General features: G+C 39.4%; 10 protein-coding genes. 5 read left to right on the top strand and 5 right to left on the bottom strand.

Features of this window, described 5'->3' with window-relative positions; all coding sequences use genetic code 11:
• Positions 1 to 334: 334 nt before the first annotated feature.
• The 3 genes from BUC12_RS17645 to BUC12_RS17655 all read left to right on the top strand — a co-directional run bounded on the left by BUC12_RS17645 (position 335) and on the right by BUC12_RS17655 (position 3,003).
• Positions 335 to 1,123, top strand: coding sequence for an aspartate dehydrogenase domain-containing protein (locus BUC12_RS17645; protein ID WP_062178785.1), 789 nt, complete (start codon positions 335 to 337; stop codon positions 1,121 to 1,123).
• Between the two features lie 159 nt (positions 1,124 to 1,282).
• Positions 1,283 to 2,179, top strand: coding sequence for a DUF2156 domain-containing protein (locus tag BUC12_RS17650; RefSeq protein WP_062178783.1), 897 nt, complete (start codon positions 1,283 to 1,285; stop codon positions 2,177 to 2,179).
• Complete coding sequence (locus BUC12_RS17655) at positions 2,176 to 3,003, top strand: GNAT family N-acetyltransferase (RefSeq protein WP_062178781.1); 828 nt, start codon at positions 2,176 to 2,178, stop codon at positions 3,001 to 3,003. Before BUC12_RS17650 ends, BUC12_RS17655 begins: the two co-directional genes overlap by 4 nt.
• Before the next feature lie 11 nt (positions 3,004 to 3,014).
• On the opposite strand, the gene BUC12_RS17660 is transcribed toward BUC12_RS17655, so the two are convergent.
• From BUC12_RS17660 to BUC12_RS17670, 3 genes are all read right to left on the bottom strand, one after another.
• Positions 3,015 to 3,842: an MBL fold metallo-hydrolase gene (locus BUC12_RS17660; RefSeq protein WP_062178777.1), complete on the bottom strand. Its 828-nt coding sequence runs from the start codon at positions 3,840 to 3,842 to the stop codon at positions 3,015 to 3,017.
• 5 nt (positions 3,843 to 3,847) lie between these two features.
• The gene (locus BUC12_RS17665; protein WP_062178773.1) at positions 3,848 to 4,795 is read right to left on the bottom strand and encodes an NAD(P)H-dependent flavin oxidoreductase; all 948 of its coding nucleotides are present in this window, start codon (positions 4,793 to 4,795) and stop codon (positions 3,848 to 3,850) included.
• 531 nt (positions 4,796 to 5,326) lie between these two features.
• A complete protein-coding gene (locus BUC12_RS17670; RefSeq protein WP_062178831.1) occupies positions 5,327 to 6,208 on the bottom strand; it encodes an EamA family transporter in 882 nt (293 codons plus the stop codon).
• A 483-nt stretch (positions 6,209 to 6,691) separates the two neighbouring features.
• Here BUC12_RS17670 and BUC12_RS17675 point away from each other — a divergent pair, with 483 nt between their 5' ends.
• A complete protein-coding gene (locus BUC12_RS17675; RefSeq protein ID WP_062178770.1) occupies positions 6,692 to 8,032 on the top strand; it encodes a dihydroorotase in 1,341 nt (446 codons plus the stop codon).
• 27 nt (positions 8,033 to 8,059) lie between these two features.
• Here BUC12_RS17675 and BUC12_RS17680 read toward each other — a convergent pair whose 3' ends face one another.
• Positions 8,060 to 9,034 (bottom strand): Gfo/Idh/MocA family protein, encoded by a 975-nt coding sequence (locus BUC12_RS17680; protein WP_062178767.1) that lies wholly within the window; start codon positions 9,032 to 9,034, stop codon positions 8,060 to 8,062.
• Positions 9,035 to 9,121: 87 nt separating this feature from the next.
• Positions 9,122 to 10,531 carry an OmpA family protein gene (locus BUC12_RS17685; RefSeq protein ID WP_157257511.1) on the bottom strand — a complete coding sequence of 470 codons (1,410 nt, stop codon included), beginning with the start codon at positions 10,529 to 10,531 and terminating at the stop codon, positions 9,122 to 9,124.
• Between the two features lie 258 nt (positions 10,532 to 10,789).
• Between BUC12_RS17685 and BUC12_RS17690 the strand changes: the two genes are divergently transcribed.
• Positions 10,790 to 12,151, top strand: coding sequence for a DUF3329 domain-containing protein (locus BUC12_RS17690; protein WP_139262113.1), 1,362 nt, complete (start codon positions 10,790 to 10,792; stop codon positions 12,149 to 12,151).
• Positions 12,152 to 12,156 lie beyond the last annotated feature (5 nt).

A 12,156-nucleotide genomic window follows, 5' to 3' on the forward strand; every position in this document is an offset into this window, starting at 1 on the left:
AATAGGAAAATTTGTATTTTAGAAAAATTCTGTTTAGTTAACGCAAGTGATGCGTCTCTCTCTCTCTCTCTCTCTCTCTCTCTCTCTCTCTCTAATATTTTAGCACACAACATCAAATCTAAACTGTTAAAATTTAGATTATTATCGATGTTCTTATGTGTGAAAACCTGAGTCATTCAGAGATTGTAATAGGTTGTTTACATGGCAAATATAAGAAATGTTTTGATTTTAACAAAAATACCCTTCGAAGTAGTACCTTCTCAATTTATCGTTATTGGTATATGAAATCGTATTACATTGACTTTGATAAATAACTTATGTATCTTTGTTTATTATGGAAAAACTGGTAATTGTAGGATGTGGGCATCTAGCCGAAATCGTAGTAGATGCAGTTATTAACGGCTTATTGCCCGAGTATGATTTAGTAGGGGTTTATTCCCGGACAAAAGCAAAAGCCGAATATCTGGCGAATAAGATGCAGCAGCAAGGAAGAACTTGCACCCCATGCAGTAGTTTAGTTGATTTGTTGGCGCTTAAACCCGATTATCTGGTAGAAGCAGCATCGCCTGCTGCAATGAAAGAACTGACATTGCCCGCTTTAAAAAACGGAACGTCTATCGTTACCCTATCTATAGGAGCACTGGCAGATACTGCTTTTTATAAGGAAGCAATAGAAACGGCAAAAGCAAATGGTACACGCATATATATAGCATCGGGCGCAACAGGTGGTTTCGATGTGCTCCGAACCGCTACCCTTATGGGCAATGCTTCTGCGCGCTTCTTTAATGAAAAAGGACAACGGGCTTTAAGAAGATCCGCTGTTTATGATCCGGCACTCGAAACAGAAAAGCGCATCGTTTTTTCAGGGACGGCCAGAGAAGCTATCGGAGTATTTCCTACGGGATTGAATGTATCGGTTGCCGCATCATTGGCATCCGTAGGGCCCGAAAAAATGCAGGTAGCTATGCAATCAACACCCGGATTTATCGGCGATACCCAAAGAGTAGAAATAAAAAACGATCAGGTACATGCTGTAGTAGATGTATACAGTGCCACGCCCGAGATTGCAGGCTGGTCTGTTGTCAGTACTTTGCAAAATATTGTTTCGCCCATAGTATTCTGACAATCAAGCTTAATCTATATGTTCTATATGAGATAGAGCATATAGATTGAAAATATTCCCCAATAAGAGATTAATAAACTTAATTTAGCATGGTTATTGCAACAACTTTCAGAAACCAAATGTTTATTTGGAAAACTGAGTAATTAGCTGAATTTTTTTATGATCAACTTTAAGCAAATAGAACTGACGGACAGAAAACAAATAGATTCTTGTCTGGAGAACAATACATACCGAGCGTGCGACTTTTGTTTTACCAACATGTTTACATGGAATGCTAAATTCAAAACACAGTACGATATAAAACACAAAACCCTGTTTTTACGATTCAACGAGATCGACGGTAAAACTTATTACATGATGCCCATAGGTCCGATGCCTGTGGAGGCAGCAATAGAAGAAATAATGGCAGATGCCGCCGCTTGTAAAATACCTTTTATGATGAAAGGAATTACCGAGGAGATGTGGCACGAAATAAATAAAGCCATGCCCGGCAAATTCGACTATTTCCACGAACGAAATAACGATGAATATATCTACCTTTCTGAAAAACTGATAACACTTTCCGGTAAGAAACTACAAAGCAAACGAAACCACATCAACCGGTTTATATCCGACAATCCCGATTGGGAATATTTCCCCCTGACCAGTAGAAAAGATCTGGATGAATGTGCTTTTATGCTCGATGAATGGGAAAACATCAAAGATGATAAAAATAAATCTCTCGCATACGACTATATAGCAACTAAACTGATGCTCGAACACTTTGATGAGTTGCAGCTTAAAGGCGGAGCGATAAAGGTGAATGGTAAAATAATCGCTTTTACGATTGGCGAACGGCTAACAAATGATACCTTTGTAGTACACGTCGAGAAGGCTTTTGCCGATATCAACGGAGCTTACACAATTATCAATCGCGAGTTTATCAAACACGAAGCTTCGGAATTTAAATATATCAACCGGGAGGAAGACATGGGATTGGAATCGTTACGACAAGCCAAATTGTCTTACCAGCCCGAAATATTACTCGAAGAAGGATTTTTATTACCTAAAAAATGATACAGTTTGCCAATACAGATACCACCCCTTTAGTACGTTCGATGTGGAAAACCTGCTTCGAGGATACAGAGGAATATCTGGATTTGCATTTCACCCGTAAGTATAAACCCGAAAATACCCTTCTATATTTTGAAGACGGAGTTGCCGTAGCTGCATTACAGATGCTACCCTACTCTATCCGTTTTTACGGTGAAGTTGTGTCCTTCTATTATCTGGCGGGATTATGTACCCTGCCCGAATACAGGAACAAAGGCTATATGGGACAACTTATAAATACTTCTTTCGAGGTAATGAAAGAACGGGAAGTTGCGTTGTGCGGACTGGTTCCTGCCGAAGAATGGCTTTTCTCCTATTATAGTAAATATGGTTTTACAGTTGTTTTCGATTCATCGGAAAACACTATTGAACTAAAACCCATGTTGAAGAGTAAAGACCCGTATTCGGAATTTGACAAAAAGTATCAGCAGTCAAACTTTACAGTTCTGAAAAACCGGAATGACTTCGAAGCCATCATAATTGATTATCTGGCAGAAGATTGCCCCCCTAAAGGAAACCTGAGGGGAATGGCAAGAGTGCTACTTCCCGAAAAGGCTCTCGGATTATTCGCGAAGAAAAATCCGGACAAGAACTTCAGTCTAAAAGTAGAAAACCAAGCATATAAAATAGAGAACGGAAAAGTTGATTACATCAACTCTTCCGCTCCCGATATAGATATTTCTTTGTTTACGCGATTGCTATTCGGCTACCATACATCTTTACTCGATGCTGAATACGCATCTCAGTTCGACGAACATCAGCCGGTCATCAACCTGATGCTGGAATAACAGTAACTTCTTCAAAATTCTCTCAAACCAGAGGGCTTTCCCCTGCTTAGGGTTTTGAGTACAATATCCTTTCCGACACTGATTCCTTTTTCCTTCAGTGCGATCTCGACTGTTTTATACGCCAATTCGGGATGATTATTGTCCTGACTAAGATGGCAAAGCCATACTTCATCTAACTGGTTACTATAAATAGAAGTCAGCAGTTCGCCCGTCAGCCTGTTACTCAAATGCCCCATGCCCGAAGTGATACGCTGTTTCAGATGCTGTGGATATCTGCCGTTCAACAACATTTCTTCATCATAGTTAGCTTCTATGATCAGGTGGTTGGCCGTTTTCGCAAATTCTTCGATAGTGGGGGTTATGCGCCCGACATCGGTAATCAGAACCACAGTTTTCTCGCCTATCTTTATCTGATAACCGACATTCTCTATTGTATCGTGCGGTACATCAAAAGCCGTAATCTGAAAGTCTTTTATGCTGAAAGGCATATTCTTTTCGATCACCCTTCGTGATGCACTTATACTTGATTCGAGATATTTAGACCGTTCAATACCGAAATGTACGGTTTCGGTAGCATAAACCGGAATATTGAGCTTTCCGCCCAAACCGCTTATCGACTTGATATGATCTCCATGATCGTGCGTAACAAGAACCGCAATAATGGTTTCCATTGCTACACCATAATCCCTCAGATACTTTTTGAGGGTACGCATGCCAATCCCGGCATCAATCAGAATACCATACTTCGATGTACCCAGATAATAACAGTTACCACTACTTCCACTCGAAAGGCTTATCAGACGAAATGCAGGTACCGATGTAAAAAGGTCATACTGCATACGAATTATAAAGAAAGGGTTGAAAGCGAATGCGCTTTCGCATTAAATTCGTCGACAATAGATTTCACAACCTCCGCCGCCGACGGTAAATCATTAATCAGTGAAGCTACCTGACCTATCTCCAGTTCACCTTCGACTAAGTCACCTTCGAAGATTCCTTTTTTGGAACGTCCGCGTCCGAGAAGTTCGCGCATCTCTTCGACAGATGCCCCACGATCTTCCGCCTCAGTTACCTTATTATAAAATTCATTCTTAATCACCCGTGTCGGGCTCAGTTTTTTCAATGATAGCATCGTATCACCCTCTTTCAAGCTAACACACAGTTTTTTGAATTCATCGGATGCCGAACTTTCCTGAGTCAGGGCAAAGCGGGTACCAATCTGTACGCCTTCGGCTCCTAAAGCAAAAGCAGCTAAAGCTGTAGTTCCCGTAGCAATACCTCCGGCAGCTATCAATGGAATCTGCAATACCTCGCGAACCTGAGGAATCAAAGTCAGAGTAGTAGTTTCTTCACGTCCGTTATGCCCTCCGGCCTCGAAGCCTTCGGCAACAACAGCATCAACTCCTGCTTCCTGACATTTGAGAGCAAATTTAGAACTGGAAACTACATGGGCTACAGTAATACCATGTTCCTGCAATTTCTTTGTCCATGTCTTCGGATTTCCTGCCGAAGTAAATACGACTTTTACTCCTTCAGCTATAATTATCTCGATGATTTCGTCGATATTGGGATATAGAAGGGGTACATTCACCCCGAAAGGTTTGTCGGTTGCAGCTTTACACTTTTGAATATGCTCACGCAAAACTTCGGGATACATAGACCCTGCCCCTATCAGCCCTAATCCTCCGGCATTACTAACAGCCGAGGCCAAACGCCAGCCACTGCACCAAACCATTCCTCCCGAAATAACCGGGTATTTAATCTTAAAAAGTTCTGTAACTCTATTGCTCATTATAATATATATTTTTCAATAAAGACAAAGATAATGTATCCCGATAAGGATAGCAAGCGATAGATAAGATGGATTTATATTAAATAGGAATCTATATTCGAAATATGTTCTTTTAAATAATTACTTAGTTTCCTTTTCTGCGAGCAATCAAAAATTGCTTATCCTCCTTTTAGATTTAGCCCTAAAAAGAGATCAAAAGTGTTTTAGTGTTTCGAATTTTTGTTTCTGTCCCATTTCATTCTCGTCTGTAAAGTTTGGACATCGTCGTAAAGCACGGGGTACCCGTTGTGAGAAGAAAGCGTTAAAAGACAAATAGAATTTGTATCAAACGTTTTTTATTTGTCTTAGCTTTCGAACACCTAACGGGTCGGGCTTGCAGGCGCAGTCTTAATCTTTTGCTTCGTTTTGTATCAAGGCAAAATGAAGAACAAACCCGATAGGGTGCGTTAGTAAATATAGTTAGAAAAGAGTAAGAATATTTTTCACCTACTGATGAGCATAATAAATATAAGCTTTTTACGACCTTCTAACTTAAATCTCCTTCGGCTTCTTTCCAAAAAGAATTACAAGGATCACCGACAGTAAAATAAGAACCAACCCGAAGAAACTCGACATACCGAAAGCCTCGTGAAAATAAAACACGCCGATACAAACGGCAACAAGAGGTTCCATCGATCCCAATATCGATGTGATAGTAGAACCGGCGTACTTAATCGCCAATATTAAGGTAAGATCGGAAAGTACTGTCGGCAGAAATGCCAATAAGACTAAACGCGTCCACGGCTGGACACCGGACACCGGGTCTATTCCGGTTGTAGTGAGGGCAAAAGTCATAAAGATCAACGCACCTGCCAGCAGGATATAAAAAGTCAAAACTTCCGCATTCATCGAAGAAACCGACGACTTATTAACACCTACTATGTAACACGCATAGCTGAAAATTGTAATTGCAGCAATACCTATTCCAGCCGGATTGATAACCCCATTGTTAGTCCAACAAAGCAGAGCCACACCAAGCAAAGATAAAATAGCGGTGAGAAGTAAAATAACAGAACGCCTCTCTTTAAAGAAGAATACCATTATCAAGCTTACCGATATCGGATATATAAAATGGATGGTAGTAGCTACACCACTGGGTATATATTTGTAAGAATAAATCAGACAAAGGGCAGTTCCGGCATAGAGTGTACCCAACCATGTCAAAGTAATTATATCTTTAACCGATACTTTCAGGTTTTCTTTTTTGACAAGGCAAACAGCACCCATCATTACTGTCGATATAAGAAAACGATAGAAAAGGATAGTGGGCAAACCTACCCCGTCCTCGTTCATCAAAGGGAGAGAAAATAAGGGAATTAAACCGAAAGTTCCGGACGAAATCAGGGCATAAATAATACCTTTTGCACTATTCAGGCTTTTCTGGGACATAACACTACTATTTGAACTTAATTTCACAATCGAGGCCTGAGACCTTCTTTATTACCTACAACTCAATACAAAGGTAAAAATATTATTTCCGTTTCCCCGGGACTATCAGTCATAAGGCCTCAGAATTTTTTATCGATTTGGTAAGTAAAACTGCAATAATCAGTTATACTGATCAAAGTATACTATCAAAATACTTGCCGGAACTTAAGATCAAGGCATTATAAATTTATCTATACAATAAAAACAGAAGCAATATGCGTATAAAAAATAAAATAACGAAAATAGAGTTACTTATGTCACCTTTGTCACTTTTAACAACAGAACTCACTCATTGTAAGATTATTACAAAGGTGACACAAAACTCACACGTGTCACCTTTTTGTCACCTTATTGTTACCTGTGTCACCCTTCATATTCTCAACAAAATAGTATCTTTGTCCACAGAATAATCATCAAACGCTATAAGCCATGTATTTGATACATAACGCAACTATTATAAACGAAGGTAAATCGGTCAAAGGATCCGTACTTACCGAAGGCGAGTTTATTAAAACTATATATAACAGCCCGAATGATGTGCCAACGGACATTCTGAACAGGGCTACTGTTATAGATGCAACCAATCTTTGGCTGGTTCCCGGAGTAATTGATGATCAGGTTCACTTCCGCGATCCGGGATTAACCCACAAAGGAGATATCACGACCGAAAGCCGTGCTGCTATTGCCGGAGGGGTTACTTCATTTATGGAGATGCCAAACACGAAACCACAAACAACAACTATCGAAGCACTGGAAGCTAAATTCGAATCGGCGGAAAGCCGTGCATTTTCGAACTACTCCTTTTATCTGGGGGCGACTAATGATAATCTGGCCGAACTGAGAAAAGTCGATAAAAAGAACGTTTGCGGCATCAAGATATTTATGGGTTCTTCGACCGGAAATATGCTGGTCGATAGCCGGCAAGCTTTAGAGAGAATCTTCGGTGAAATCGATATGATTATCGCTACTCATTGCGAAGAAGAAGAGATTATTCAAAAGAATATTGCTTATTATAAAGGTCTTTATGGAGAGGATCCTCACGTAAAATACCACCCATTGATACGCAGTGCCGAAGCCTGTTATCAATCGTCAGCCAAAGCTATCGAATTAGCCGACAAATACGGAGCCCGCCTTCACATCCTGCATCTTTCTACTGCCCGCGAAATAAGCCTTTTTGAGGCAAAACCGCTCATCGAAAAGAAGATCACAGGCGAAGTATGCGTACATCACCTTTGGTTCTCAGACGAAGATTACGAGAAATACGGAACACGGATCAAGTGGAATCCGGCAGTAAAAACATCCGAAGACCGGACGGCTATTATGCAAGGTTTATTGAATGGCAGGCTGGATGTTATCGCAACTGACCACGCCCCCCATTTACTGGAAGAGAAACTGGGCGGCTGCTTTAAAGCTGCTTCGGGCGGACCTCTTGTTCAACATTCATTACAGATGATGATTGAGTTGTCCAAACAAGGAAAGATAAGCAAAGAGGAAGTAGTGAACAAGATGAGTCATGCCCCTGCTGCATTATTCAGGGTACACAAACGGGGATATATAAGGGAAGGTTATTATGCCGATTTAGTATTAGTTGACCCAAACAAAGAATACACTATCACACAGGATAATATATTATACAAGTGTAAGTGGTCTCCGCTCGAAGGTGAAACATTATCGTCTACCATTTCCAAGACATTCCTCAATGGTGAAATTGCTTTCGACAATGGCCGGTTAAACGATATAAAAGGGAAAGCCCTGACTTTCGATAATTAAAAAAAGGAAAGAATAAATCTTTCCTTTTTATCGTAATATATCATCCATAACTTTAGATGTCCGAGCGCCACTTTCTCCGGTAGAAGGGCACTTTCCGATACCTCTAAGTTCGTCTACTATTGTCTGTATTAATGGTTGCTGGATATGTTCGGGGGTCTTAATTTCAAAGATTTGAGACTGCCCTCCAAAAGTTAATTTAACGGGAGAGAATGCAAAAGTACTAAAGCTGATATCACCCTTTGTTCCGGTTATAACGATAGAATCCTGAACAGAACTTTCTTCTACCACAAAGCACCACTGGGCAACGCCCTGCACACCCGATTTAAAGCGCAGCACAGCCGATATGGTATCCTTAACATCATAGAGTTTACCTAAGTTTGCAGAAAACCCTCTGGCCTCTTCTATTTCCCCTAATAAGAAATCGAGTATATCCAATGTATGTGGAGCGAGGTCATAAAAGTATCCTTCGCCCGCGATATCCTTATCTATTCTCCATGTATGATGGGATGGGTCAAAGTCCGTGGGCTGAGCCATCTTAAAATGCTTTACATCCACACATAATACATCCCCTAGCACACCTGAATCCAGTACCTCTTTCACTTTCACAAAGTACGGTAAAGCCCGTCTGTAAAAGGCAACAAACAACTTCTGATTCTCAGCCACTGCAACCTCTATCATTTCCTTACAATCAGCATAGTGCATCGCCATAGGCTTTTCGACATACACAGATTTCCCTGCCCTTAAAGCTTTCAGAGCATATTCCTTATGGGTACTCGGAGGTGTTGCCACATAAATAGCCTGCACTTCGGGATCTGATATCAGATCATCCGCATCTGCATAGTATTTAGGAACATTGTGCCGCTGAGCAAAGTCTTTTGCCTTTGCTTCATCACGTCTCATCACTGCTTCGAGATGAGAACCCTCTATTTTATAAAAAGCCGGTCCGCTCTTCTTCTCGCAGACATCACCGCAACCTATTATACCCCAGTTTATTTTATCCATAACGTTTAGTTTATATCTATACTGAATAAAACAAATGTCTCCCGGGCTTGTTTCCGAGAGACATTTTATATATTAATTGCTTTTCCTTTATTCTATCACAAATATTACCACACGATTCCATTCGTTTACCGTAAATGGCTGGATTCTATCTCCTGACCAATTAATAGAAACACGTGCCGGATTTATTCCATATCTTTCAATCAAAGCTTTCGATACTGCCTTAGCCCGACGTTCAGATAACTTCATATTATATTCAGGGTAAGCAGTTTTCTTATCAGCATAGCCGGTAACCACCACATTTACCTCAGGATGTTGATTCAAGTAATTAGCTGCTTTATCGATCTTCATCCACTCAGATTGATCAATCACTGATTTATCAATTCTGAAGAACACCGGATCCGGCAAGAACTTGATATCTTGTACTGGAGCAGTAGGTCTTACTTCTACAGGAGGGGGAGGAGGAGGACATGTAGGACATTTCTGATTAGCCAATGACTCTCTCAATATATTGATATCATTATTCAGCTTATTTATCAGTTTAGCATCCATTGGAGCTGCAACATCCCAGCTTGTTTTACCAAACTTATATGCGACTGACAGTGTTGCCTGAGCGATACCATCCATACTTTGATTATCTCCTGTTTGTCCATCAAATGAGTCTCCGACAACAGATCCTGAAACTTCAGCATGCAATGCAAATTTCTCACTCAAACGGAACTTACCAATAAGACCGGCATGAGCACCCACCAACATAATGTTATCATTACCCATGTGAGAGAATGAATTGTAGAAGCCAACACCACCGAAAGGGGTTAATTCAAAGAATCGTTTTGGATTATAGTTTCCAAAAAGATTGAATAAGTCGAACATGAAATCAACATTAAACTGGAAATAACGAACATGATCCATATACAAAGCACCATTTTCTCTACCTGGTATCCAATAATAGTTATCGCCATCCATTCCAATTATAGACTGATTATATCCAACACCAGAAGGTGTCGTCAAATCCCATCTAGAATTCCATGTTGGGTCCCAAGTCAGCATACCTGCACCAACAGTAGTTGGATATCCTGACGTACCAACAACGCTTTGACCCATATAGTTTTTAGTTCCATGGTTCCACTTTACGTATGTACCATAGCTACCATCATTGAATCCGTGCAATGAACCTCCTGTGAAATTCAGTCTCAATCCCCAGATCGGAGAGAAATATTTAGAAATTGAAATCTGAGGAGCAAAGGTTACCCTATCGGTGAAAGATCCTTTATTGTCATCAATACCCATCAATATCTGAGCACCACCTCCGACAGAGATAGTCCAGTTATCTTTGAAAGCATTCTTTTTCCAAGTTGTTTTATAGGTGTTATATGTTTGGTTAGGTTGACCATACTCAACCTCATCAGGAATAAGATCCCGACTAAATTCCTCTTGTGCTGACAATGAAAATATCCCGCAAGAAAACAATAACGATAGGAATAAAACCTTTTTGTTCATATCAAAACATATGTTAATGTTAATTCTAAAATACATGTAATACAGCGACAAAGATATATTGTTTTTTTTTAATGTGAAATACAAAATACATTTTTTTCTGATTTTAACGGAAGAATTAACCCTTAAAAAAGAGAAATATAACGATATACATATATATGTAAAGTAAATTATTTATATTTGCTTTCAACAATTTCTTAAGTGAAATATAACTATGATATGTTAATGAAACCCCTTTCCAAATCAGATAAAACCTCTATTTTGAGTAAAAATAAGTTAATCTCATTAGAAGCCAAATTCGAATTTATCGATGAAGGCGAAAGGGGTAATAAAGCACTATCCCGGTTGGTTTTCGCAGGATTACTTTTTTTTGTTTTTTTAACGTTATTAACATTAAATACTCTAACTCCCCTCATAGGAGACGATTACGTATACAGTTTTATATATCAAACCGACCAAAAATTACTCTCTTTCAATGATGTTATCAACTCCCAATTTAACCATTATTATAAATGGGGAGGAAGAACAGTTGTGCACATAATAGATCAATGCCTCTTACTTAATTACAGTCCAATTATCGCCGACACGCTAAACAGTATAGCTTTCATTGCTTACATAATAGCTATATACTTTCATATCACAGCCCGGAAAACTATCAATATAAACTTATTAGTAGTAATATTTACCCTTGTCTGGTTTATACAACCGGTTTTCGCTGAAACAGTACTTTGGCTGACCGGAAGCTCAAATTATTTATGGGGCACACTCCTCATATTATTATTCTTGCTACCCTACCGGTTTTATAAAAACACAAAACAAAGCATCACAAAAACAGTCCTATTTTCAGCAATTATGCTTCTGTCGGGAGTCATATCGGGATGGACAAACGAAAACACTGCTGCCGCTATGATCATTATGATTATCGCATACATATACTATTACAAAACAAAAAAATGGGATATACCCATATGGGCATATGCAGGACTCATCGGGTCGATCATCGGTTACACTTTAATGATCATAGCTCCCGGTAATTTCGTTCGGGCAAGCGAAGCTCCTTCTCTAAGCGCTTTTCTTATAATATACAGGCTACTGACCTATACCCAACGATTTATCGTATATCTGGGATTACTAAACTTTGCATTAATCATTGCATTAATTCTGTATAAAAGATTCAGCCCTCGTAACCCGAACAAAGATATTAAATGCATAATCATCTATTTTGTGGGTATCTTCGTTTCTATTTACATTATGATAGCTTCACCCAGTTTTCCTGCAAGAGCCTGGTTCGGAACTATCACATTCAACATTATTGCATTTGGTATCGTATATCAACAATTAAACAGAGACGAAATTCTAATCAGGAGAATAAAGACCTGTCTATTCATATTCCTTCTCATTTCTTTTTCTGCAAGTTATTATGATGCCTATAAAGACACCTCATGGATAAATCAAATATGGAAAGAAAGAGAAGCTATTATTGCAGAGAAGAAGCAAGCCGGTGAGACAACAGTCACATTCAAAGAATATCAGGCTAAGACCAAATTCGGACTAGGAGATACATACTATGCCCTACCTAACATTTCTAAATATTATGGCATAAACTTCGAATTAGAAAAATAAACTCA

It is taken from the genome of Indolivaga macrotermitis, assembly GCF_900128985.1.
Lineage (GTDB): Bacteria > Bacteroidota > Bacteroidia > Bacteroidales > Dysgonomonadaceae > Dysgonomonas_A > Dysgonomonas_A macrotermitis.

Excerpts from the sequence above, each read along its gene's own strand:
- BUC12_RS17645 (WP_062178785.1), top strand. The coding sequence starts at position 335 with ATGGAAAAACTGGTAATTGTAGGATGTGGGCATCTAGCCGAAATCGTA.
- BUC12_RS17650 (WP_062178783.1), top strand. The coding sequence starts at position 1,283 with ATGATCAACTTTAAGCAAATAGAACTGACGGACAGAAAACAAATAGAT.
- BUC12_RS17655 (WP_062178781.1), top strand. The coding sequence starts at position 2,176 with ATGATACAGTTTGCCAATACAGATACCACCCCTTTAGTACGTTCGATG.
- BUC12_RS17660 (WP_062178777.1), bottom strand. The coding sequence starts at position 3,842 with ATGCAGTATGACCTTTTTACATCGGTACCTGCATTTCGTCTGATAAGC.
- BUC12_RS17665 (WP_062178773.1), bottom strand. The coding sequence starts at position 4,795 with ATGAGCAATAGAGTTACAGAACTTTTTAAGATTAAATACCCGGTTATT.
- BUC12_RS17675 (WP_062178770.1), top strand. The coding sequence starts at position 6,692 with ATGTATTTGATACATAACGCAACTATTATAAACGAAGGTAAATCGGTC.
- BUC12_RS17680 (WP_062178767.1), bottom strand. The coding sequence starts at position 9,034 with ATGGATAAAATAAACTGGGGTATAATAGGTTGCGGTGATGTCTGCGAG.
- BUC12_RS17685 (WP_157257511.1), bottom strand. The coding sequence starts at position 10,531 with ATGAACAAAAAGGTTTTATTCCTATCGTTATTGTTTTCTTGCGGGATA.